Here is a 24117-nt window from a genome sequence, read left to right on the forward strand (position 1 = left end):
AAGATTAATACAGACGAGTGCGGCGTGCGTTTTCGCGAGCCAGTTTCTTGGCGTGGCGTTTTACTGCAGATGCTTTAGCGCGTTTACGTTCTGTAGTCGGTTTTTCATAGAATTCACGACGACGAACTTCTGCCAGAACACCTGCTTTTTCGCAGGAACGCTTGAAGCGACGCAGAGCTACGTCGAACGGCTCGTTTTCACGTACTTTAATTACAGGCATGTGCCTCTCACCTCGATAAAATCGGTTTGTTTGCTGATGTTGTACCAGCACATTTCAAAATGGTGCGGAATTTTACTCCAATTCGCCTCGTCTTGTAAAGCATAACGGCAAATTGAAACAGGCGCGTTCAGCAACCCTTCTGCAACATCGTGCGCTCGCTTTTGCGTCGGGCGGCGATTATATACCAATCAATCGAAATTGCTCGACATTAATTGGCTCAGGAAGCAAGGAATTCCCACTCCGGTGCAGCACCCGCTAAGGCTTGTGTGCTAAACTGCGCGCCGCGAGTTAGCGCCAAACTATGATGGAAAGAGTGATGCGAGTACTGGGTATTGAAACGTCCTGCGATGAAACCGGAATTGCAGTTTATGACAGCGAAGCCGGTTTGTTAGCCAACCAACTGTATAGTCAGGTAAAACTGCATGCAGATTACGGCGGCGTGGTGCCAGAACTGGCCTCGCGTGACCATGTGCGCAAAACAATCCCTTTGATTCAGGCCGCGCTGAAAGAAGCCGGGCTGACCGCACAGGACATCGATGGCGTGGCGTATACCGCCGGTCCTGGTCTGGTCGGCGCATTGCTGGTCGGGGCAACTATCGGCCGTTCTCTGGCGTTTGCCTGGGATGTGCCTGCGGTGCCGGTTCATCATATGGAAGGTCATTTGCTGGCACCGATGCTTGAAGATAATCCGCCTGATTTCCCGTTTGTCGCGCTGCTGGTTTCCGGCGGGCATACGCAGTTAATCAGCGTCACCGGTATCGGTGAATATACCTTACTGGGCGAGTCTATTGATGACGCTGCCGGTGAAGCCTTTGATAAAACGGCAAAATTGCTGGGTCTGGATTATCCGGGTGGCCCGCTGCTGTCAAAAATGGCGGCCCAGGGTGTGGCTGGGCGCTTTACATTCCCGCGTCCGATGACCGATCGTCCGGGGCTGGATTTCAGCTTCTCCGGTCTCAAAACGTTCGCTGCAAATACCATTCGTGGCAATGACAGCGACACGCAGACGCACGCGGACATTGCCCGCGCTTTTGAAGATGCCGTGGTCGATACGCTGGCGATTAAATGCAAACGTGCGCTGGATCAGACCGGTTTTAAACAGCTCGTCATGGCTGGTGGCGTCAGCGCGAACCGCACATTACGCGCCAAACTTGAAGACGTGATGACCAAACGTGGCGGTAAGGTATTTTATGCCCGACCTGAATTCTGTACCGACAACGGCGCGATGATTGCTTACGCCGGTATGGTGCGGTTGAAAACCGGAGCAACACCTGATCTTGGTGTGACCGTTCGCCCGCGCTGGCCGTTAGCGGAGCTTCCGCCAGTCTGAGCGGGGCTGCGGCTGTGTTGCTGCGTCGACCCGAAATGCTCACATACTTGAGTATGCTGCGCTTTCAGGTTTCCTGGCGCCTTGTCTCGCTCGCGCTCAGCCAGGCTGGCTGAGGCTGAGGCTGAGGCTGAGAAAGACAATAAAAAAACGACCCGCATGAGGTCGTTTTTTTATGTCTGGAATGTACCGGTTATTCGGTCTTATCTTCTTTCGCCGCTTTGCGTTTCTTCTTCAGCTTATCCCAGATTTTTCCTTCCTGGCCCCGCCAAAGACGCTGGATGTTATCGTGATGACGCAACAGTATCAGACAGGAAAGCATGGCGACCGGGAAAGTGAATTCTGGTTTGAACCACCAGACGTAAAAAGGTGCGATCAGCGCACTGACAATCGCGCCCAGCGAAGAGTATCCGCTTAGCAGCACGGTCAGCAGCCATGTCCCCATCATCAGCCCGGTTAAGTCCCAGCCGATAGGCGCGATGGCACCGAAAGCAGTCGCTACGCCTTTACCGCCTTTGAAGCGAAAGAATACCGGATAGATGTGACCCAGACAGGCCGCGATAGCGGTCAGCCCAAGGTACATCGGCGGAATATTCAGGCGATAGGCCAGCCAGACAGGCAACATACCTTTCAGAACATCGAAGATGAGAACAGACGCCGCGGCCAGCCGGCCACCCAGCCGCAAGACATTTGTGGCACCGGGATTGCCAGAGCCCGCTGTGCGCGGATCAGGCAACCGGGCTACCCGGCAGACCAGAATCGCACTGGAAATCGAGCCGCAGAGGTAGGCGAAAATAATCATTCCAAGCGCGGTAGCACTCATAAAGCAGTTCCGTCTAATAAGGGTCGTTTTAATCGCAACATCCATGGATAATACGCATTTTCTGCTGGAAGTGGTATCCGGCTGGGCCAAAAACAGAGAATCACGTGATGGATATCGTATTTATTGAGCAACTAAATGTAATCACCACGATTGGCGCTTACGACTGGGAACAGACGATTAAACAGAAACTAGTGTTCGATATCGAAATGGCCTGGGATAACCGAAAATCCGCTGCCAGCGACGATGTGAATGACTGTTTAAGCTATGCGGACGTCAGTGATGCGGTGATTGAACATGTGGCATCGCAAAATTTTGCGCTGGTAGAGCGTGTGGCCGAAGAAGTGGCGACATTGCTGCTGACCCGTTTTAACACGCCATGGGTGCGGATTAAGCTCAGTAAACCCGGCGCGGTGGCTCAGGCGGCCAATGTCGGCGTGATTATTGAGCGCGGAAAACGAATTTAGTCCGGTTACGGATACAATTTAAAAAATGCTTGTCTATTTAATGTCATATAGAAGCGTTAAAAGGAAAGTCCGGACTACCGGGCTTCCTTTAATGAAGCGGCTCAGCGTGATGCCGCTTTTTTTATTGTCTGTACTTTGAGCATGTTTTCCCATCTGCGGATATTTTATAGGGTAGGGTGCGATAATGATCGTTGAAAGTCATTCTTTGCTTGTAGCAGCAATTTTGGGTGTTGTTGAAGGGTTGACTGAGTTCTTACCGGTTTCATCTACCGGCCATCTGATCATCGCGGGAAATCTTCTGGGCTTTACCGGTGATACCTCGAAATCATTTGAAGTGGTTATCCAGTTAGGGTCTATTCTGGCCGTGGTAGTGATGTTCTGGCGTCGTTTGTTTGGCATGATTGGCCTGCACTTTGGCAAGCCGCCTGTTCATGAAGGCACGGGTAACCACCGTCTGAATTTATTGCATATTATTTTAGGGATGATCCCGGCAACGATCCTGGGCTTGCTGCTGCACTCGCAGATTAAGTCCTTGTTTGAGCCGAAATTTGTGATGATTGCACTGGTCGTCGGTGGTGTTTTGCTGATTGCAGCCGAACTGCTGAAACCGAAAAAACCGCGTGCAGAAGGGGTGGATGACATCACTTACCTGCAGGCATTTATGATTGGTGTTTTCCAGTGTCTGGCGCTCTGGCCGGGATTCTCCCGTTCGGGTGCGACCATCAGCGGCGGGATGTTAATGGGCATCAGCCGTTTTGCGGCATCAGAGTTCTCTTTCCTGCTGGCGGTGCCGATGATGATGGGCGCGACAGCGCTGGATCTGTATAAGAGCCACAGCTTCCTGACGCTGGCTGATTTACCGATGTTCGCTACCGGTTTTATCAGCGCATTTATCGTTGCCCTGATTGCTATCAAAACCTTCCTGGCGGTGATTAAACGTATTTCGTTTATTCCGTTCGCCATCTATCGCTTCTTTGTAGCGATCGCGGTGTACTTCGTCTTTATCGCCTGATTTTCGGTTTATTGGCGACAAGAAATAATGGCGAGAAAAAAAGCCCCGGCGCAGAACGCACGGGGCTTTTTTTAATCGTTGATGCGGTTTAAATCGCCGCTTCCTGCGTTTGTTTCCAGTCTGCCAGAGCTTGTGTTCGACGCTTTTTCAGCTCATCGCGGATTTCAATTCCCTGAAAACCTGCATCCAGCACTTCTTTATTGGTAATGCTGTTCGCCACTTTGAAAGCCTCACGGAGATAATCACCTTGCGGATAAGGGTTGTTTTCAAAGGTGGTACGCCCGCGGGCGTCGGCTTCACTGGTCATAATCATCTGCTCAAGCCGCTGTGGTTTACGCCACACGTCGATGGTGTCGAACAGTTTTAACAGGGTTTCCGGACGCAGCTTGTTCACGGTATGGATCAGGTCGTGGAACTCCGCCACCAGTTTGGCTAAATCTCGTATATGCGTCGGGACTTTCAGGCGCTGGCAAATATTTTCCACCAGTTTCACACCTGCCGGACCGTGGCCGTGATGCGCTGGCCAGAATTGCGGCGGGGTAAGCGCCTTGCCCAAATCATGGCAAAGCGCAGAGAAACGCACATCTACTTCCGGCGTCAACGTGCTGGCGATTTTCAGCGTCATCAGCGTATGAATACCGGTATCAATTTCCGGATGCCATTTTTCTGGTGCCGGAACGCCAAACAGCGCATCGATTTCCGGGAACAGCACTTTGAGCGCGCCGCAGTCACGCAGCACCTGGAAATAGACCTGGGGATCCTGCGTCTGCAAGGCTTTTTCGGTTTCTTTCCACACACGTTCTGGTGTCAGCGCTTCCAGTTCACCGCTTTCCGCCATCTGCTGCATCAGCGTCTGCGTTTCCGGAGCGACGGTGAAACCTAAATGAGCAAATCGCGCGGCAAAACGGGCGACACGCAACACACGCAGCGGATCTTCACCGAAGGCATCCGAAACGTGACGCAACAGGCGCTGTTCGATATCGCGCTGTCCGTGATAGGGGTCGACAAGTTCGCCATCTTTGCTTTTAGCGATCGCATTGATGGTCAGATCACGTCGCATCAGATCCTGTTCCAGCGTGACGTCCGGCGCGGCATAACAGGTGAAACCGTTATAACCGGAACCTGATTTTCGCTCTGTGCGGGCCAGGGCATATTCATCACGGGTGCGGGGATGCAGGAAGACCGGGAAATCTTTCCCGACCTGCTGATAGCCGTTTTCCAGCATGTATTCAGGCGTTGCGCCGACCACTACCCAATCGTGTTCAGACACAGGCAGGTTTAATAAGCTGTCTCGGACTGCGCCGCCGACCAGGTAAATCTCCACGCGATAACTCCTGAAATAGGCCAAAGGGACTCTTTGTTCATCATAGCAAAGTTGGGCTGAAGATTTCCTGATTGATGGAAACACGAAAAGGCACCGAAGTGCCTTATGGAGTTAATCAGGATGTTGAGCTTTTAGCTCATCCAGCGATCTTTCTTCCTGCGACGTGGGATCAGATGTGGCAACAGCAGACCCAGAACCAGACCGACACCCGCGACACCGCCGCCGTACATAAACCATTGCAGAATAATGGTTCTTTGTTTGTCGTCGAGCTGGACATTGACCGCGTCAACTTTCTTCTTCGCCACGATCAGCTGATTTTTCAAATCCTGATTTTCTTTCTTCAGGCCATTGATAATGCCATCGCTGGAAGACACCTTGCTCTGCATTTCCGCCGTGCGCTGGTTCCAGCTGGAATCAATGTTGGTCAGTTTGTCAGTCAGCGTTTTCACCTGTTGTTCCAGATCCGGAACGCGGGTACGCAGGCTCGGTACATTGCTTAACTGATCCAGTGGGATCCAGGCCGTTTTGCCTTTTGAATCAACAATCTCACCATATTTAGTACTGTCGTTAACGCTGCGCAGGATGACTTCTTCACCGGCATTCAGGGTGCCAACAATGCGATACTGATTGCCCGGACCGCTGTGGATATAGGTGATCAAATCGTCGGAGATATAGCGCTTCTCATCAGCGTGAGCGCCCCATGTGATGCTTAAACCAAGCAAAGCGAAACCAATTAGGCGTAATTTCTGCATTATTTCATCGTTTCTTTGTGAATTTAGGGAACGTGAAGTGTGCATCCGTTTAATCAGGATACGTCTTCTGGCAACCGCCTCTGTTGGCCATTGCACTAATTCAGAGTCCAAAAGTTGGTTTCATAGACCAAAAGTTGGGTGACCGATAGTAAGGGCAACAGTGTGACGACGCAATGTATAAACCGGAATGAGAACTATCTTACAATCCCGCAACATGCGGCTTGCGCGCTGTGCTTATGATAGAATTGCAGCGACGCGTTTATCCCTTTTGGCAGCAAAGAATCGGTGTGAAGACTCCTATGACCGTAGAAATAGAATTAAAATTTATCGCCACCCCGGCAGCAATCGCCGAATTACCTTCGCAACTCGCTGGATTTAACAGCGAGCACACCGCGCCTTCGAAACTGACCAACATCTATTTTGAGACTGCGGAAAACTATTTACGTTCGCACGATATTGGCCTGCGTATCCGTGGTTTCGACGATCAGTACGAAATGACCATTAAAACCGGCGGGAAAGTGGTGGGCGGCCTGCATCAGCGCCCTGAATACAATGTCGAGCTGAAAAAACCGGTGCTGAAACTCAGCGCGTTCCCGAAAGATATCTGGCCGGAAGGCTGCAAACCTGCCGCGCTGCAAAAAGAACTGGCACCGCTGTTCCGTACGGATTTCACCCGTGAGAAGTGGGTGATCACTTACGGCGAAAGCGAGATTGAGCTGGGTCTGGATCAGGGTGAAGTGGTGGCCGGTGAGCTTTCTGAAGCACTGGCAGAAATTGAGCTGGAATTGAAAAAAGGCAACACCGCCGATCTGCTGGCTCTGGCCACTGAGATTGGCGCGCATGGCGGTTTACGTCAGGGCGGATTCAGCAAAGCCGCTCGGGGTTATCATCTGGCGAAAGGCAATCCGGCGCGTGAAATCAAACCGTTGCCGGTTTTTAAAGCCCAGCCGAAAGCGACCGTGGAACAGGCAATGTCCGCTATGTTCGAGCTGGCATTGGATCACTGGCAATATCATGAAGAGCTGTGGGTGCGTGGCGATAAAACTGCGCGTCTGACCGTGTTACAGGCCGTGGAAACTGTGCGTCAGGTGCTGGTGTTGTTTGGCGGGCTGGTGCCGCGTAAAGCCTCGTCTGAACTGCGTACTCTGCTGACCGATCTGGTGCCAGTGCTGGAACAGAAATCTGCCGATGCACAGGAAATTTGTTACAGCGCCAGCTACCTGAAATGCAAGTTAGTGCTTACTTCCTGGCTGGCAACCTCAGGCTGGACGCCTTTCATTGATGACAAATCGGCGAAAAAACTGGAAGGTTCTTTCAAACGCTTCGCCGACATCATGCTGGGTCGTACCGCTGCTGATCTGAAAGAGGCGTTTGCACAGCCGCTGACCGAAGAAGGCTACCGCGACCAGCTGGCGCGTCTGAAACGTCAGATTATCACCTTCCATTTGCTGGGCGGTGCTTATCCTGAAAAAGACGTTGCCGCGTACATTGCGGGCTGGGCCGATCTGCAACAGGCCATCGTGCAGCAGCAACACGCCTGGGAGGATTCCGCCCGTTCTCATGCGGTAATGATGGATGCATTCTGGTTAAACGGACAACCTCGTTAATTGACTGATAAGCCTGGGCCAATAGCCCGGGCTTTTTTTTGCAAGGAATCTGATTTCATGTTGCCACTCTCTTCTGTTTTGCAAAGTCATGCTCAGAGTCTGCTTGAGCGCTGGCGTGAACATCCTGAAAACCTCCCGCTTCCCGATGATCAACAGCTGGCCGTATTAACCAGCAGTGAATTCGTCGCGGACAGTTTGCTGGCGTTTGGCCAGTGGTGGCATGAAATCAATGAAACCCCGCCTCAGTCCCAGGAATGGCAGCTTTATCGCCCGTGGCTTGAAGAAGCACTGACCGGTGTGACGGATGAAAACGGGCTAATGAAAGCGCTGCGTTTGTTCCGTCGCCGTATTCTCACCCGTATCGCCTGGTCGCAATCGGCACAAACCAGCGAAGCAAAAGACACGCTTCATCAGCTGAGTGAACTGGCTGAACTGCTGATCGTCAGTGCCCGCGACTGGCTTTACGACGCTTGCTGTCGGGAGTTTGGTACGCCGGTCAATGCTGCTGGCGAACCGCAAAGAATGCTGATCCTCGGGATGGGTAAACTCGGCGGCGGGGAGCTGAATTTCTCTTCGGATATCGACCTGATTTTTGCTTATCCGGAAAACGGTCAGACCCGCGGCGGGCGACGCGAACTGGATAATGCCCAGTTCTTTACCCGCCTTGGACAGCGGCTGATCAAAGCGCTGGATCAGCCGACCATCGACGGTTTTGTTTACCGTGTCGATATGCGTCTGCGTCCGTTTGGTGACAGCGGTCCGCTGGTGATGAGTTTCCCGGCGCTGGAAGATTATTATCAGGAACAGGGGCGCGACTGGGAACGTTACGCGATGGTGAAGGCGCGGCTGATGGGCGGCGCGGAAGATATCAGCAGTCAGGAACTGCGCAAAATGTTGATGCCTTTTGTGTTCCGCCGTTACATCGATTTCAGCGTGATCCAGTCATTACGTAATATGAAAGGGATGATCGCCCGTGAAGTCCGTCGCCGGGGGTTGAAAGACAACATTAAACTCGGCGCAGGCGGCATCCGCGAAATTGAATTTATCGTGCAGGTCTTCCAGCTTATCCGCGGCGGGCGTGAACCGGCATTGCAGCAGCGTGCATTGCTGCCGACGTTGCAGGCGCTGGAAAATCTGAGCATCCTGCCGGTCGAGCAGGTGTTGCAACTGCGCAGCAGTTATCTGTTCCTGCGTCGCCTGGAAAATCTGTTGCAGGCTATAGCGGACGAACAGACGCAGACTTTGCCTTCCGATGAACTGAATCAGGCGCGTCTGGCCTGGGGCATGGATTATGCCGACTGGCCACAACTTCTGGATGCAGTGAATGCTCACATGCAGGCCGTGCGTGCGGTGTTTAATGATTTGATTGGCGATGACACGCCTGACTCTGAAGACGATCAGCAACAGGCGCAATTCAGCAGTTTGTGGATTGATTTGCTGGAGCCTGCCGAACTGGCGCCTCTGGTTCCACTGCTCGATGAAAACGCGCAGCGTCATGTTTTGCAGCAGATTGCCGAGTTTCGTCGTGATGTCGATAAGCGCACTATCGGACCGCGCGGACGTGAGCAACTCGATTTACTGATGCCGCGTCTGCTGGCGCAGGTGTGTACCTATAAAAATGCCGATGTGACACTTCAGCGCCTGATGCAACTGCTGCTCAACATCGTCACGCGGACCACTTATATCGAGCTGCTGGTGGAATATCCCGGTGCGCTCAAACAGTTAATCCGCCTGTGTGCCGCGTCACCGATGGTCGCGACGCAGCTGGCCCGCCATCCTTTATTGCTCGATGAACTGCTCGATCCGCGCACGTTGTATCAGCCGATTGAACTGACCGCCTATCGCGATGAGCTGCGTCAGTATCTGATGCGCGTGCCGACAGAAGACGAAGAGCAGCAGCTTGAAGCCGTGCGGCAGTTCAAGCAGGCGCAGCACCTGCGTATCGCCGCCGGAGATATTTCCGGGGCGCTGCTGGTGATGAAAGTCAGCGACCATTTAACCTATCTTGCCGAAGCTATCCTCGACGTGGTGGTGCAGCAGGCGTGGGAACAGATGGTCGCGAAATACGGTCAGCCGACGCATCTTCAGCACCGTGAAGGCCGTGGTTTTGCCGTGATTGGTTACGGAAAACTCGGCGGCTGGGAGCTGGGTTACAGTTCCGATCTGGATCTGGTCTTCCTGCTCGATTGCGCGCCGGAAGTCATGACCGACGGCGAGCGCGTCATCGACGGCCGTCAGTTTTATCTGCGGCTGGCGCAACGCATTATGCATTTATTCAGCACGCGCACATCGTCGGGCATTCTTTATGAAGTTGATGCGCGTCTGCGGCCTTCCGGCGCGTCCGGTATGCTGGTCAGTACCATCGAAGCGTTTGCCGATTATCAGGCCAATGAAGCCTGGACGTGGGAACATCAGGCGCTGGTGCGCGCTCGCGTGGTTTACGGCGATCCGCAACTGACGCAGCAATTTAACGCCACGCGCCGCGATATTTTATGTCGCCAGCGTGACGACGACGGGTTGCGCAAAGAAGTGCGCGAGATGCGCGAGAAAATGTATGCCCATCTCGGCAGTAAAAAGGCTGACCAGTTTGATCTGAAAGCCGATCCGGGTGGCATCACCGATATTGAATTCATTGCACAATATCTGGTCTTACGCTTTGCTCATGACGAGCCAAAGCTGACCCGCTGGTCCGATAATGTGAGAATTTTTGAGCTGATGGCGCAACACGACATCATGCCGGAAGACGAGGCACGAAATCTGACGCAGGCTTATGTCACGCTGCGCGACGAAATTCATCACCTCGCTTTACAGGAACATAGCGGAAAAGTGGCCGCAGACAGCTTTGCGGCAGAACGCGCACAAATCCGCGCCAGCTGGGCGAAGTGGCTGGGCTGAGGGTTTTTATTCGGGTAACAGGCGCTTGTGATATTATCCGGCGCATTGTGTTTACCCGATTTGATTTATCTGTTTTGGAGTCTTGGGATGAAAGTGACTTTGCCTGATTTCCACCGTGCCGTTGTGCTGGTGGTCGGTGACGTAATGTTAGACCGCTACTGGTATGGCCCGACCAACCGTATTTCTCCGGAAGCGCCGGTACCGGTCGTGAAGGTGAATACTATCGAGGAACGTCCAGGCGGCGCGGCAAACGTGGCGATGAACATTTCGTCTCTCGGTGCTTCTTCGCGTCTGATCGGCCTGACCGGCGTGGATGACGCGGCACGTGCGCTAAGCGAACGTCTGGCGGAAGTGAAAGTAAACTGCGATTTCGTGGCGTTGCCCTCGCATCCGACCATCACCAAATTGCGTATTTTGTCCCGTAACCAGCAGCTGATCCGCCTCGACTTTGAAGAAGGTTTTGAAGGCGTGGATCTCCAGCCGATGCTGACCAAAATCGAACAAGCCTTGCCGCAAAGTGGCGCGCTGGTGCTATCTGACTACGCCAAAGGCGCGCTGACGGAAGTGCAGAAAATGATCCAGCTGGCGAGAAAAGCCGGTGTGCCGGTGCTGGTGGATCCTAAAGGTTCTGATTTCGAACGTTATCGCGGTGCGACATTGCTGACGCCAAATCTGTCCGAATTCGAAGCCGTTGTCGGTCGTTGCAAAAACGAAGATGAAATCGTCACGCGCGGTATGCAACTGATTGCTGATTTCGAGCTTTCTGCGTTGCTGGTGACCCGTTCTGAACACGGTATGACGCTGTTGCAGCCAGGCAAAGCGCCTTTCCATATGCCAACGCAGGCGCAGGAAGTGTATGACGTGACCGGTGCCGGTGACACGGTGATCGGTACGCTTGCCGCGGCGCTTGCCGCCGGGAATACTCTGGAAGAGTCCTGCTTCCTGGCCAACGCCGCCGCCGGTGTTGTGGTCGGTAAACTGGGTACGTCTACGGTTTCTCCGGTTGAGCTGGAAAATGCTATCGGCGGGCGTTCAGACGTCGGCTTTGGCGTGATGAATGAAGAGCAACTGAAAGCGGCTGTGGCGATGGCCCGTCAGCGCGGCGAAAAAGTCGTAATGACCAATGGCATCTTTGACATCCTCCACGCGGGACATGTCTCCTATTTAGCGAATGCCCGCAAACTCGGCGACCGTCTGATTGTTGCCGTTAACAGCGATGCCTCGACCAAGCGTCTGAAAGGCGAAACCCGTCCGGTGAATGCGCTGCAAAACCGCATGATCGTGCTGGGCGCGCTGGGTGCGGTCGACTGGGTGGTTTCTTTTGATGAAGACACGCCGCAGCGTTTGATCGCCGGGATCTTGCCTGATCTGCTGGTGAAAGGCGGTGACTATAAGCCTGAGCAAATCGCCGGTTGTCAGGAAGTCTGGGCGAATGGCGGTGAAGTGCGTGTGCTGAATTTTGAAGATGGTTTGTCCACTACCAAAATCATCAATCAGATTAAAGCTCAGGACTGATTTCCACATCGTTTATTTGCATGAAAGGGCTTATCTGATAAGCCCTTTTTCTTTTTGATGATGTCGTCAATAACACTAAACGGAAGTGACTTTGCTGTGGGCGGATTAACGTTGTGAGCGGATTAAAACAGGAGTTAAGCCTGGCACAGGGCGTCGGGCTGTTATCTACGTCGCTGCTGGGAACGGGTGTTTTCGCGGTGCCCGCGCTGGCGGCGCAACTGGCGCAAAATGACAGCCTGTGGGCGTGGCCGGTGCTTATCCTGCTGGTGTTTCCTATTGCCATCGGTTTTGCCGCACTCGGACGCCATTTCCCCAGCGCAGGCGGGGCGGCGCATTTTGTCGGCAAAGCTTTTGGCCCCCACATGGCGCGAGTCACCGGCTGGTTATTCCTGTCCGTGATCCCGGTCGGCTTACCCGCCGCGCTGCATATCGCGGCCGGATTCTGGCAGGCGGCATTCGGCTGGAGCAGCGAAAATCTTCTGCTGGTTCAGCTCGGTACGTTGCTGGTTATCTGGTTTCTCGGTACACGCAGTGCCGGTTCGAGCGCCAATATCCAGACGCTGATCGCTTTGCTGGTCATCGCGCTGGTGATTGCTATCTGGTGGAAAGGGGGAATTTCCCTGCCTGAAATCCCATTGCCTGCGATACGTGATGTTTCACCCGCAAACCTGTTCGATGCACTGGCAGTAATGTTCTGGTGCTTTGTCGGGCTTGAAGCGTTTGCCCATCTGGCGACAGAGTTCCGCAATCCGGAACGGGATTTTCCGCGTGCGCTGCTGATTGGCATGCTGGTGGCGGGCGCCGTGTACTGGGGTTGTACGGTCGCTGTGCTGAAATTCCATGCCTGGGGAGAAGGGCGGGAAGCGGGGGCTTCTCTCCCCGGCATCGTCGTGCAACTGTTCGGGCAAAAAGCGCTGTGGGTGGCCTGCATCATTGGCTATCTGGCGTGTTTTGCCAGCGTGAATATTTATACCCAAAGCTTTGCCCGGCTGGTGTGGTCGCAGGCTCAGCTCAAGCCGCAAAGTAAGCTGGCGCAGCTTTCTTCTCAGCAGGTGCCGGTCGCGGCGCTCAATCTGGTGGTCGGCAGTTGTATGCTGTTTACCCTGCTGATTTACTGGCTGCATCTGCCATTGGGCGCGCTGATCACTTATGCGAACGGGATTTTCATCCTGATATACCTGCTCTGTATGCTGGCGGGGACGCGACTTTTGAAAGGGCGTTCAAAATGGATGGCGATGCTGGGTGCCGTGTTGTGCTGCGGATTACTGGCGATGGTCGGCTGGAAAGCATTGTATGCCGTGGTGGTATTTGCTGCGCTTTCGCTGTTATTGCCCCGCGCTAAAACGGTACTCAATACACAATAAGCCGTACGTACACAGCAAAAAGGCCTGCTTAGCAGGCCTTTTCTGTTTCTACTTCAGCAATCCGCGTAACTCGTGCAAATCAGGCCGGATCTTGCGGTTTTTCCGCTTCAGCTTGTTTGCCTTCCAGCGCTGCGAGACGTTGTTCCAGTACGGCCAGCTTTTCGCGGGTGCGCAGTAAAACTTGCGTCTGCACGTCAAACTCTTCGCGATTGACTAAATCCATACGGCTGAACTGCGCCTGTAATACCTGGCGGATTTTCTTTTCGGCATCTTCACCAAACTCACGGATCCCTTTAGGCATAGATTCGTGAACCTGGCGGGCAATTTGTTCAATTTTTTTCGGGTCAATCATGATTATTCCTTTTCTCGAAGGAGGTGCTTTTCCTTAGTGTAATCGCTGACGCCGTTTCTATAAACCTTCAGGGGCACTAATTGGCCAATCCGCAGGATTGCCCTGTACATTTATTGGCGCTATAGTTGTTTTGCTTATTCTCAGGGCGGGGTGAAAGTCCCCACCGGCGGTAAACCACGGAATATCGGAAGGATCATAATCCCTTCCATGTGGAAGCCCGCGAGCGCTCAATCCTTCGGGGTTAGAGGTCAGCAGATCCGGTGTAATTCCGGGGCCGACGGTTAAAGTCCGGATGGGAGAGAGTAACGATTCAAGCCGGGCACAGTATTGCCCGCTGCGTTATTTTTTATAACTGTAGCACGCCATACGGCTGCTTCAGCTAGCCTCCTCAAGACGCCCTGATTCTGGTAATCCACATACAGAACATGAGGTTATTTTTACCATGAATCAGACCCTACTTTCCGAATTCGGTACATCAACTGAACGTGTTGAGCGTGCTCTTGACGCCATGCGTAACGGCGTTGGTGTGTTAGTACTGGATGACGAAGATCGTGAAAACGAAGGCGATTTAATTTTTGCCGCTGAAAACATGACCGTTGAGCAAATGGCGCTGACCATTCGTCACGGCAGCGGAATTGTGTGCCTCACCATGAATGAAGACAGCCGTAAAAAGCTGGATTTGCCAATGATGGTTGAGAACAACTCCAGCCCGTTCCAGACGCCGTTTACCGTGACTATCGAAGCGGTTGAAGGCGTGACTACCGGTGTTTCTGCGGCTGACCGCATCACCACTATCCGTGCGGCAATCAAAGACGGCGCAAAACCTTCTGACCTTAACCGCCCGGGGCATATCTTCCCGCTGCGGGCGCAGGCCGGTGGCGTGCTGACCCGTGGCGGTCACACCGAAGCGTCTATCGATCTGGCGACACTGGCAGGCCTGAAGCCTTTCGGCGTGTTGTGTGAATTGACCAATGACGATGGCACCATGGCGCACGCGCCTGAAGTGATTGTCTTTGCCCGTCAGCATAATATGCCGGTCGTGACCATCGCCGATCTGGTGGCTTATCGTCAGGCGCAGACCCGTCAGGCAAGCTGAATCAACACCGATCGTGCGTAACAAAAAGGCCGCTTATGCGGCCTTTTGCTTTTGAATCCTGCAATTTGTCTTTAGCGCGATTTTTCATCATCTTCTTTTGATTTGTCTCATCAAATTTATTGAACATCTCCTTCACGGTTATCCGGCTGTAACCCGCAATCAAAAAGAGTACCGTAATCACATCTTGCGGAGGTTGCTTAACAGCCCGCTCACTTTTATTTGCGGTAAGGAATTTATGATGACAACTCAACGTATGCCCGCACTTTTCTTAGGCCACGGCAGCCCGATGAACGTGCTGGAAGATAACACTTATACCCGTGCCTGGCATGCGCTGGGCGAATCATTACCACGGCCAAAAGCGATTCTGGCAGTTTCTGCTCACTGGTTCACCCGCGGCACGGCGGTAACGGCGATGGAGAATCCGCGCACTATTCATGACTTTGGCGGGTTCCCGCAGGCGTTGTTTGATAAACGTTATCCGGCACCGGGTTCACCGGCTCTGGCGAAACGGGTTCAGGAATTGCTCAGCCCGGTGAATGTGATGGCCGACACCAGCGAGTGGGGTTTTGACCACGGGACCTGGGGCGTGCTGATCAAGATGTATCCGGATGCCGATATTCCGGTTATTCAGCTGAGTATCGACGGAACGCAACCGCCGGAATATCACTATGAGTTAGGCAAGAAACTGGCTGTTCTGCGTGACGAAGGGGTGATGATTGTCGCCAGCGGAAACGTGGTGCACAACCTGCGCATGGTGAAATGGGATGGTAACGGCGAGCCGTATCCGTGGGCGATTGCGTTTGAGAAATATGTGAAAGATAACCTGAACTGGAAGGGTGAGGCTAAAGATCATCCTCTGGTGAAGTTTATGGAACATGAGGGCGGCGCGTTATCGAATCCGTCTCCGGATCACTATCTGCCATTGTTATATGTTTTAGGCGCGTGGGATGGTACAGAACCGATCACACAGCCAACGGACGGGATCGTGATGGGATCGCTTTCTATGCTTTCCGTTCAGGTTGGGTAATCCGGTAAATAAAAAGGATAATGAAAAATCTCATTATCCTTTTTTAGTTTTTTTATCCGACAATGGTATGCGGATAAAAACGTGACAGATCCTGCGTGATCAGCGCTTTATCTTCACGGATGCCGATCCCACAAGGCTGATCGTTGACCAGCCAGCTGCCGATCAGCGTGTAACTGCCTTCAAACACCGGCAACGGATGGAACTGCTGCACAATCATGCCTTCAGCGCCATATGGGCCTTCAACGCTCGCCACTTCCTGACCTTTTTCGATCACTTTGATGTTAGCGCCTTCGCGTGAAAACAGCGGTTTCACAACGTAGTGATCCAGCTCCGGATGCGGGTCTTCGGCGAAATAAGCCGGTAACAGATTCGGGTGATCCGGGAACATTTCCCACAGCAACGGAAGCAGGGCTTTATTCGACAGAATCGCTTTCCAGGCCGGTTCCAGCCAGCGGACACCCGCGTCTTCCAGTTTGGTGGCAAACACTTCGCGGAACATGAATTCCCACGGATATAGCTTGAACAGGTTAGAAATCACCTGATCCTGCGTGTCAGTGAATTGTCCGCGTTCGCCCAGACCGATTTCCTCGATGAACAGGAATTCACTGGCCAGTTCAGCTTCCAGCGCGCAGTCCTGCAAATATTGCACCGTACCGCGATCTTCTTCAGTGTCCTGGCAGCAGGCGATGTGCAGCAGCGAAAAACCGTGCTGATTTTTCAGCTCAGCAAAACGCTCGATCAGCTTTTCCTGCAAACTGTTGTACTGGTCAGCATCCTGAGTCAGGTTGCCAGCCGCGATTTGATCTTCCAGCCACAGCCACTGGAAGAAGGCCGCTTCGTACAAAGATGTCGGCGTGTCGGCGTTATTTTCCAACAGTTTAGGCGGATTGACACCGTCGTAGGCCAGATCCAGACGTGAATACAGCGAAGGTTGTTGCGTGCGCCATGAACTGCGGACAAAGTCCCAGACGTGCTTTGGGATCTGGAATTTCGCCATCAGTTTGTCGTCGTTCACCACGCGCTCAACCACTTTCAGGCACATCTGGTGAATGTCGGCGGTGGCGTCTTCGATCTCTTCAATCTGCGCCAGTGTGAACTGGTAATACGCATCTTCACACCAGTACGGCTCGCCATACATGGTGTGAAAATTGAAGCCAAACTCCGTGGCTTTTTCGCTCCAGTCCGGACGCTCATTAATGGCTAAACGTTTCATCTGATTCTCTTAGCCACCCATGCTGCGGCCAGGGCTGCGTGTCGCTGCGGTAGAGCTGCGCTGCATCGAGGTTTGTTTGGCTACGCTGTCGCCGAAACCGCCACGGGTGATGGTGTTGGTGACGGCAGGTTTTGGTGCCATCGCCGTTTTCGGTACGTTCATGGTACGTCCGCCCGCAGTGGCAGGACCGTAGTTTTTACCGGTCGCATCGACGAATTTGCCGTTCGCCGGGCTGGCCGGATTTTTTGAGCTGAACAGAGGCTGTTGCGCGTAGCCGCCGCCGCCCATCATGCGTCCCATCATGTAGCCCGCCATCAGTGGCATCCACATGCTGCCGCCGCTGCTCTGGTTTTCAGCCGTGGCCACGCCCGCCTGAGCCGGAGCCTGAGTACACTGGCCTTCGCCAAATTCAGCGATACAGTCTTCACGGCTGGCATATTTTGGCGCGGTTTTAGCGGCTTCCTGTTTAGCAGCATCATAAGCGGCGACACATTGCGCGCTGCCAGACGGATTGGCTTTCGAGCAGTCGTCCGCATTCTGATACAGAGAAACATTTTCGTCGGTTTTCTCGCAGCCGGCCAGCATAAAGACCGCACTGACTGCCAGAGCGACAGGAGTGATTCGAGAGCTACGCCATGATTTACGGAAGGTAGCTAAGTTGACTTGTTGTGTCCGTTTCATCGTTCTTATCCCATGTGTAGGGCTTTTTCGCCCTTTCCCAGTAGGGCCTAAGAATAGGGGAAAGTTGGTTAATGTTAAAGCAGCGACAGGCAATTGTTACGAGACTTTACAGAGCGGCGTGATACAGGCAAAAAAAAAAGCAGCCTTTTCAGGCTGCCTTAGGGAAAATGCGGAGGGACTTTTCAGGATCAGTTCTGGAAAGGATTGCCGCTTTTCCTGGTGGTGTTAGCAGAGGTCGTTGCACTGGCTTGCTGAGCGCGTGGTGCAGGTGCTGCTGCAGTTTTGTTACCGTAACCGTCTGCCGCTGCATCCTGGTCTGGCGTTTCAGGCGCAACCTGATCAGGCGCTGTCGGAACCGGTTTACCCAGAGCACCGTTCAGTGCCAGCAGGTCGCTTTCGTTCAGTGTACCCAGCGCTGACTTGATGTTCAGCTGGTTGATCAGGTACGTGTAACGTGCGCTGGAAAGCTGTTGTTTAGCGTTATACAAGGTGGTGGTCGCATCCAGCACATCAACGATGGTACGTGTACCCACCTGATAACCGGCTTCCATCGCATCTAAAGAACTCTGAGCAGAAACAACGGCTTGTTTATACGCGTTGATGCTGCTGATTGAGGCAGAGATGTTGTTGAAGGAAGAGCGAACGGTCTGAACAACGCTGCGGTGCGCGCTTTCCAGTTGTTCGCTGGCGCCAACGAAGTTGTACTGAGCTTGTTTGACCTGTGAGGTCACAGAACCGCCGCTGTACAGTGGCAGGGAGAAGCTCAGACCAATTTTGTTCTGGCCCGCATCGGCATCCTGGTAGCTTGAAGAACCACCGGTTTTGTCGCCGTGATACTTGGTGTTGCTGATGCCGGTAGAGGCAGTCAGATCCACCGTTGGCATGTGGCCGGTTTCCGCATAACGGATTTGCTCACGTGCCAGATCCTGTGACAGACGCGCAGACAGCAAGCTCAGGTTGCGGCTTTCTGCTTCTTTCAACAGCGTCGCGACCGGTTGCGGACGCGTAGTGTTGAAGTTGTCGACATTCAGGGAAGACAGTTGCGGATAATACATACCGGTCACCTGACGCAGGGATTCCAGTGCGTTATCCAGGTTATTACGGGCAGTCACTTCGTTAGCCAATACGGTGTCGTATTGTGAACGGGCATTCTGCACATCGGTAATCGCAACCAGACCCACGTTAAAACGCTGAGTGGTTTGATCCAGCTGACGGTAAATTGCCTGTTTCTGCGCTTCGGTATAAGAGAGTGAATCGATCGCACTCAAAACGTTGAAATAAGCCGTTGCGGAATTCAGGATCAATGATTGCTGATCAGTCTGATATGACACATCCTGAATACCGGCAGTTTTTTCCTGCAAAGTCAGGGCGCGCCATTTTGACATATCAAAAATGGTCTGCGTTAATTGCAGGCTGGCGCTGCCAACATCGCTGTTAACGCCATTGGCATCACGGTAGCCATTGGTATATCCATAATCCGCACCCAATCCGAGTTGCGGTAATAAAGGACTGCGGCTTTCGTTGATTTTTTCGAATGCAGCATCCCGGTCAGCAGCAGATTTGCGCAGGTCCGGGTTACTTGTCCTGGCTTGCTGATAGACCTGCATCAGGTTTTCGGCCTGGCTTATCGTACTGAAGCCGCCCAGGCTGAGTCCGATGAGAAGGGGGAGCAGTTTCTTCATTTGCATTCCTTGTTGTGCAGCAATGTTGTTATGTATGGTGGCGCAGTCAAATTATCAATAGACGCGGATTCTAGCAGAGTCAGGCTAGCGGGGCGGTTGGCTTAACGTGCCTTCCCGACTGAATGAGCCTAAATCTATCACAAACAACCTTGATTATTATTAACGCATTTTCATCAAATTGACCTCAAAGGGCGATAAATTACCTTTAAGAGGCATTAAGGAAACATTCCATGTCTTCATTTAAACGGTCACCGGTTACTTTCGGTAAAGATGATGTAGAAATTATTGCACGTGAGACGCGATATAAAGGTTTTTTTTCTATTATTGCATATCGGTTTCGCCATCGGCTGTTTAATGGGGAAATGAGCGGGGAAGTTGTGCGCGAAGTTTTCGAGCGCGGACATGCCGCCGTACTATTACCTTATGATCCGCAACGGGATGAAGTTGTGCTGATTGAGCAGATCCGTATCCCCGCACTGGATTCAAGTGATACCCCTTGGCTTCTGGAGATGGTCGCCGGTATCATTGAAGAGGGCGAGACAGTCGAAGATGTCGCCCGCCGCGAAGCACTCGAGGAAGCGAACATTGTGGTGAAGCGTTGCAAACCGGCTCTGAATTACCTGGCAAGTCCGGGCGGAACCAGCGAGCGTCTTTCCATTATGGTCGGTGAAGTCGATGCCACGACGGCAGAAGGAATTCACGGTCTGGAAGCAGAGAATGAAGACATCCGGGTACATGTGGTCAGCCGCGAACAGGCTTACCGCTGGGTGGAAGAAGGAGCGATAGACAATGCAGCGTCAGTGATTGCCCTGCAATGGCTGCAGCTGCACCATGAATCCCTGAGAAAAGAGTGGGCCAACTAATGATTAAGCGCTATACCCCTGATTTCCCTGAAATGATGAGATTGTGCGAAACCAATTTTGCACAATTGCGCCGTTTAATGCCACGCACCGATGAGCCTGGTGAAACCGTGACATATCAGGTGAGTAGCGCGACGTATTGCCTGACGATCCTCGAATCAACGCGTTATACCTCGCTGGTGGAAATCAAACAGACGGCGCCGGCTGTCAGTTACTGGAGTCTGCCTTCGCTCACTGTTCGCCTGTATCACGATGCGATGGTGGCTGAAGTGTGTGCAAGTCAGCAGATCTTTCGTTTCAAAGCACGCTATGATTACCCGAATAAAAAGTTGCATCAGCGTGATGAAAAGCATCAAATTAACCAGTTCCTGGCGGACTGGTTGCGTTATTGCCTTGCGCATGGAGCGATGGCAATTCCGGTTTGTTAGACAGACTTCAACAACAAAGGAAACGATTTGGAAAGCCTGTTTACACTGCCTTTGGTGAATGGGGCCAAAGTCAGGATTCTACAAATTACTGATACCCATCTCTTTGCCGGTGAAGATGAAACGTTGTTAGGCGTGAATACGTTTAACAGCTATCGCGCAGTGCTGGACGCTATCAAAGCCCAGCAGCGCGACGTCGATATTATCGCGGCAACCGGTGACCTGGCGCAGGATCAGTCCGTGGAAGCCTACCATCAGTTTGCGCGCGGCATCTGTGAACTGACGGCGCCTTGCGTCTGGCTGCCCGGCAACCATGATTTCCAGCCGGCGATGGTCAATGCCTTGCAGGATGCGGGTATTAGCCCTTCCAAGCATGTTCTCCTCGGTGAACACTGGCAGATTGTCCTGCTCGATACACAGGTCTTCGGCGTGCCTCACGGCGAGCTGAGCGAATATCAGCTGGAATGGCTGGTGCGCTGCCTGGATGCTTATCCGGATCGTTTTACATTGCTGATGCTCCATCATCATCCGCTGCCTTCCGGCTGTACGTGGCTGGATCAGCACAGCCTGCGCAATGCGCATATGCTGGCGAACACGCTGGTGAATTACCCGAAAGTGAATACGCTTTTGTGCGGACATATTCATCAGGAGCTGGATCTCGACTGGTATGGCCGTCGTCTTTACGCGACGCCGTCAACCTGCGTACAGTTCAAACCGCATTGCACGAATTTCACGATTGATACTGTTGCGCCGGGCTGGCGCTATCTCGATTTGTATCCGGATGGCCGCGTGGAGACTGAAGTCTTCCGTCTGGAAACCAGCGAGTTTCATCCTGACACGGAGTCGGACGGCTACGAATGAACACCTTACTTTACCTGCACGGATTCAACAGTTCTCCCAACTCGGCGAAAGCGACGGCGTTGAAAAACTGGCTGGCGGTCAATCATCCCCATATTGATATGGTTGTCCCGCAGTTACCGCCTTATCCGGCCGATGCGGCCGAACAACTTGAGAGTCTGGTGATCAGCAATGCGGGTAAAAAACTGGGGATTGTCGGCTCGTCGCTGGGCGGGTATTACGCGACCTGGTTGTCGCAATGTTTTGCCGTGCCTGCGGTGGTGGTGAACCCTGCGGTGAAGCCGTATGAGCTGCTGATCGACTTCCTCGGGCAAAACGAGAACCCCTACACCGGACAACAATATGTGTTAGAGTCACGCCACGTTTACGATCTGAAAGTGATGCAGGTCGAACCGCTGGAGTCACCGGATTTACTCTGGTTGCTGCAGCAAACGGGCGATGAAATTCTCGATTACCGTCAGGCTGTGACGTATTACACCACCTGTCGCCAGACGGTCGAACCCGAAGGAAATCATGCATTTGTCGGCTTTGAGCGTTATTTTTCGCCGATTGTAGATTTCCTTGAGCTGGCCGCAGACTAACATCGTCAGGGTGATTTTATCCCCGGATTAATCGCGTCTGCTTGCTGCCAGTGCTGATACCCGCCCAAATACTGTATCGTTAGCCCACAAACCTATGAGCCACGAATAATCAACGATGAGCCAATCAACTTATAACGCGGATTCCATAGAGGTCCTCAGCGGACTCGAACCGGTGCGCCGCCGTCCGGGCATGTATACCGATACCACCCGGCCAAACCATCTCGGCCAGGAAGTTATTGATAACAGCGTGGATGAGGCATTAGCCGGTCACGCGAAACGCATCGAAGTGATCCTTCACGAAGACCAGTCTCTGGAAGTCATCGATGATGGCCGTGGTATGCCCGTGGATATCCACGCAGAAGAAGGCGTCCCGGCAGTTGAACTGATTTTCTGCCGTCTGCACGCAGGCGGTAAATTCTCGAATAAAAACTACCAGTTTTCCGGCGGCCTGCACGGCGTAGGGATCTCGGTGGTCAACGCCTTGTCTAAACGCGTCGAAGTGGCGGTAAAACGCGGCGGCGAAGTGTATGAAATGGCGTTTGAAAACGGCGATAAAGTGCAGGATTTGCACGTGACGGGCACCTGCGGTAAACGCAATACCGGAACCAGCGTACATTTCTGGCCAGATGGCAGCTTCTTCGACAGCCCGCGTTTTTCGGTCAGCCGCCTCAGCCATTTGCTGAAAGCCAAAGCCGTACTGTGTCCTGGCGTAGAAATTCTGTTCAAAGACAAAGTGAATAACACCGAGCAACGCTGGTGTTATGAAGACGGTCTGACTGACTACCTGATGGAAGCCGTCAACGGCCTGATCACTCTGCCTGAAAAAGCCTTTGTCGGTAATTTTGCCGGTGATACTGAAGCCGTAGACTGGGCGCTGTTGTGGCTGCCGGAAGGCGGCGAACTGCTGACTGAAAGCTATGTCAACCTGATCCCGACCATGCAGGGCGGTACGCACGTCAACGGTCTGCGTCAGGGGCTGCTCGACGCCATGCGTGAGTTCTGCGAGTTCCGCAATATCCTGCCGCGCGGCGTGAAACTGTCTGCTGAAGATATCTGGGAACGCTGCGCCTATGTGCTGTCAGTGAAAATGCAGGATCCGCAATTCGCCGGTCAAACCAAAGAACGTCTGTCTTCGCGCCAGTGTGCAGCGTTTGTTTCCGGCGTGGTGAAAGATGCGTTCAGTCTGTGGCTGAACCAGAACGTTCAGGCGGCAGAACAGCTGGCTGAACTGTGCATTTCCAGCGCTCAGCGTCGTCTGCGCGCAGCGAAAAAAGTCGTGCGTAAGAAACTGACCAGCGGCCCTGCACTGCCGGGCAAACTGGCAGACTGTACGTCGCAGGATTTGAACATGACCGAACTTTTCCTGGTGGAAGGGGATTCCGCGGGCGGTTCTGCCAAACAGGCACGTGATCGTGAATATCAGGCGATCATGCCGCTCAAAGGTAAGATCTTAAACACGTGGGAAGTCTCTTCTGATGAAGTGCTGGCTTCGCAGGAAGTGCATGACATTTCCGTGGCGATCGGTATCGATCCGGACAGCGAAGATCTGACCCAGCTGCGTTACGGCAAAATCTGTATCCTTGCGGATGCAGACTCCGACGGCTTACATATCGCCACGCTGCTGTGCGCATTGTTTGTCCGTCACTTCCGGTCCCTGGTGCGCGGCGGTCATGTGTATGTGGCGATGCCGCCTTTATACCGTATCGATCTGGGCAAAGAAGTGTTCTACGCGCTGGATGAGCAGGAAAAAGAAGGCGTGCTGGATCAGCTGAAACGCAAGAAAGGCAAACCGAACGTACAGCGCTTTAAAGGTCTGGGTGAAATGAACCCGCTTCAGCTGCGCGAAACCACGCTGGATCCGAATACCCGTCGCCTGGTACAGCTGACAATCGATGAAGAGGATATCGATCAGACGCTGCGCATGATGGATATGTTGCTGGCCAAGAAGCGTTCAGAAGATCGCCGTAACTGGTTGCAGGAAAAAGGCGACACTGCCGAACTGGACGTCTGATCCTTTTCATTTCGCTGCACCCATAAAA

22 protein-coding genes and 1 riboswitch are annotated in these 24117 nt (G+C 53.1%); of the genes, 14 read left to right on the forward strand and 8 right to left on the reverse strand.

The window, feature by feature from the left end; genetic code table 11:
* Positions 1-4: 4 nt before the first annotated feature.
* Positions 5-220, reverse strand: coding sequence for a 30S ribosomal protein S21 (rpsU, locus tag EC840_RS13980; RefSeq protein WP_001144069.1), 216 nt, complete (start codon positions 218-220; stop codon positions 5-7).
* 316 nt (positions 221-536) lie between these two features.
* Between rpsU and tsaD the strand changes: the two genes are divergently transcribed.
* A complete protein-coding gene (tsaD, locus tag EC840_RS13985) occupies positions 537-1550 on the forward strand; it encodes a tRNA (adenosine(37)-N6)-threonylcarbamoyltransferase complex transferase subunit TsaD (RefSeq protein ID WP_113877370.1) in 1014 nt (337 codons plus the stop codon).
* 190 nt (positions 1551-1740) lie between these two features.
* On the opposite strand, the gene plsY is transcribed toward tsaD, so the two are convergent.
* The gene (gene plsY / locus EC840_RS13990; protein ID WP_120163272.1) at positions 1741-2370 is read right to left on the reverse strand and encodes a glycerol-3-phosphate 1-O-acyltransferase PlsY; all 630 of its coding nucleotides are present in this window, start codon (positions 2368-2370) and stop codon (positions 1741-1743) included.
* Between the two features lie 107 nt (positions 2371-2477).
* Here plsY and folB point away from each other — a divergent pair, with 107 nt between their 5' ends.
* Together folB and bacA are read left to right on the forward strand one after the other, a co-directional pair.
* Complete coding sequence (folB, locus tag EC840_RS13995; protein WP_113877372.1) at positions 2478-2834, forward strand: bifunctional dihydroneopterin aldolase/7,8-dihydroneopterin epimerase; 357 nt, start codon at positions 2478-2480, stop codon at positions 2832-2834.
* A gap of 187 nt (positions 2835-3021) precedes the next feature.
* Complete coding sequence (bacA, locus tag EC840_RS14000; RefSeq protein WP_132965911.1) at positions 3022-3846, forward strand: undecaprenyl-diphosphate phosphatase; 825 nt, start codon at positions 3022-3024, stop codon at positions 3844-3846.
* 88 nt (positions 3847-3934) lie between these two features.
* Here bacA and EC840_RS14005 read toward each other — a convergent pair whose 3' ends face one another.
* Positions 3935-5170, reverse strand: coding sequence for a multifunctional CCA addition/repair protein (locus EC840_RS14005; RefSeq protein ID WP_129639278.1), 1236 nt, complete (start codon positions 5168-5170; stop codon positions 3935-3937).
* Between the two features lie 131 nt (positions 5171-5301).
* A complete protein-coding gene (locus tag EC840_RS14010) occupies positions 5302-5922 on the reverse strand; it encodes a TIGR04211 family SH3 domain-containing protein (RefSeq protein ID WP_132965776.1) in 621 nt (206 codons plus the stop codon).
* Positions 5923-6221: 299 nt separating this feature from the next.
* Here EC840_RS14010 and EC840_RS14015 point away from each other — a divergent pair, with 299 nt between their 5' ends.
* From EC840_RS14015 to yjeH, 4 genes are all read left to right on the forward strand, one after another.
* Positions 6222-7529: an inorganic triphosphatase gene (locus EC840_RS14015; RefSeq protein WP_129639276.1), complete on the forward strand. Its 1308-nt coding sequence runs from the start codon at positions 6222-6224 to the stop codon at positions 7527-7529.
* Positions 7530-7586: 57 nt separating this feature from the next.
* Entirely contained in the window at positions 7587-10424 is a 2838-nt protein-coding gene (glnE, locus tag EC840_RS14020) for a bifunctional [glutamate--ammonia ligase]-adenylyl-L-tyrosine phosphorylase/[glutamate--ammonia-ligase] adenylyltransferase (protein ID WP_132965778.1), read from the forward strand.
* 87 nt (positions 10425-10511) lie between these two features.
* Positions 10512-11939 carry a bifunctional D-glycero-beta-D-manno-heptose-7-phosphate kinase/D-glycero-beta-D-manno-heptose 1-phosphate adenylyltransferase HldE gene (gene hldE / locus EC840_RS14025; protein WP_132965780.1) on the forward strand — a complete coding sequence of 476 codons (1428 nt, stop codon included), beginning with the start codon at positions 10512-10514 and terminating at the stop codon, positions 11937-11939.
* A 113-nt stretch (positions 11940-12052) separates the two neighbouring features.
* Positions 12053-13303, forward strand: coding sequence for an L-methionine/branched-chain amino acid transporter (gene yjeH, locus EC840_RS14030; RefSeq protein WP_113877375.1), 1251 nt, complete (start codon positions 12053-12055; stop codon positions 13301-13303).
* A 79-nt stretch (positions 13304-13382) separates the two neighbouring features.
* On the opposite strand, the gene EC840_RS14035 is transcribed toward yjeH, so the two are convergent.
* Positions 13383-13655 (reverse strand): accessory factor UbiK family protein, encoded by a 273-nt coding sequence (locus EC840_RS14035; protein ID WP_112286719.1) that lies wholly within the window; start codon positions 13653-13655, stop codon positions 13383-13385.
* 132 nt (positions 13656-13787) lie between these two features.
* Positions 13788-13963, forward strand: a riboswitch (FMN riboswitch).
* A gap of 134 nt (positions 13964-14097) precedes the next feature.
* Here EC840_RS14035 and ribB point away from each other — a divergent pair.
* A complete protein-coding gene (gene ribB, locus EC840_RS14040; RefSeq protein WP_113877376.1) occupies positions 14098-14751 on the forward strand; it encodes a 3,4-dihydroxy-2-butanone-4-phosphate synthase in 654 nt (217 codons plus the stop codon).
* A 238-nt stretch (positions 14752-14989) separates the two neighbouring features.
* Positions 14990-15778 (forward strand): 4,5-DOPA dioxygenase extradiol, encoded by a 789-nt coding sequence (ygiD, locus tag EC840_RS14050; RefSeq protein ID WP_112286717.1) that lies wholly within the window; start codon positions 14990-14992, stop codon positions 15776-15778.
* 52 nt (positions 15779-15830) lie between these two features.
* On the opposite strand, the gene EC840_RS14055 is transcribed toward ygiD, so the two are convergent.
* The 3 genes from EC840_RS14055 to tolC all read right to left on the reverse strand — a co-directional run bounded on the left by EC840_RS14055 (position 15831) and on the right by tolC (position 19360).
* Complete coding sequence (locus EC840_RS14055; RefSeq protein WP_132965783.1) at positions 15831-16991, reverse strand: glutathionylspermidine synthase family protein; 1161 nt, start codon at positions 16989-16991, stop codon at positions 15831-15833.
* Positions 16992-17000: 9 nt separating this feature from the next.
* On the reverse strand, positions 17001-17672 hold the full coding sequence (locus EC840_RS14060) for a DUF1190 family protein (protein ID WP_132965785.1): 672 nt from the start codon (positions 17670-17672) through the stop codon (positions 17001-17003).
* Positions 17673-17860: 188 nt separating this feature from the next.
* Entirely contained in the window at positions 17861-19360 is a 1500-nt protein-coding gene (tolC, locus tag EC840_RS14065) for an outer membrane channel protein TolC (RefSeq protein WP_276320306.1), read from the reverse strand.
* 224 nt (positions 19361-19584) lie between these two features.
* On the opposite strand from tolC, the gene nudF reads away from it, so the two are divergent.
* The 5 genes from nudF to parE all read left to right on the forward strand — a co-directional run bounded on the left by nudF (position 19585) and on the right by parE (position 24089).
* Complete coding sequence (gene nudF / locus EC840_RS14070) at positions 19585-20217, forward strand: ADP-ribose diphosphatase (RefSeq protein ID WP_112286713.1); 633 nt, start codon at positions 19585-19587, stop codon at positions 20215-20217.
* Positions 20217-20642, forward strand: coding sequence for a DUF1249 family protein (locus EC840_RS14075; RefSeq protein WP_095923552.1), 426 nt, complete (start codon positions 20217-20219; stop codon positions 20640-20642). Before nudF ends, EC840_RS14075 begins: the two co-directional genes overlap by 1 nt.
* A 27-nt stretch (positions 20643-20669) precedes the next feature.
* Complete coding sequence (gene cpdA / locus EC840_RS14080; RefSeq protein ID WP_113877379.1) at positions 20670-21500, forward strand: 3',5'-cyclic-AMP phosphodiesterase; 831 nt, start codon at positions 20670-20672, stop codon at positions 21498-21500.
* The gene (gene yqiA, locus EC840_RS14085; RefSeq protein WP_132965787.1) at positions 21497-22078 is read left to right on the forward strand and encodes an esterase YqiA; all 582 of its coding nucleotides are present in this window, start codon (positions 21497-21499) and stop codon (positions 22076-22078) included. The genes cpdA and yqiA overlap by 4 nt, the downstream gene beginning before the upstream one ends.
* A gap of 115 nt (positions 22079-22193) precedes the next feature.
* On the forward strand, positions 22194-24089 hold the full coding sequence (parE, locus tag EC840_RS14090; protein ID WP_112286710.1) for a DNA topoisomerase IV subunit B: 1896 nt from the start codon (positions 22194-22196) through the stop codon (positions 24087-24089).
* Positions 24090-24117: the final 28 nt, after the last annotated feature.

Origin of the sequence: Rahnella sp. JUb53, from assembly GCF_004346065.1 — a bacterium.
Classification (GTDB): domain Bacteria; phylum Pseudomonadota; class Gammaproteobacteria; order Enterobacterales; family Enterobacteriaceae; genus Rahnella; species Rahnella variigena.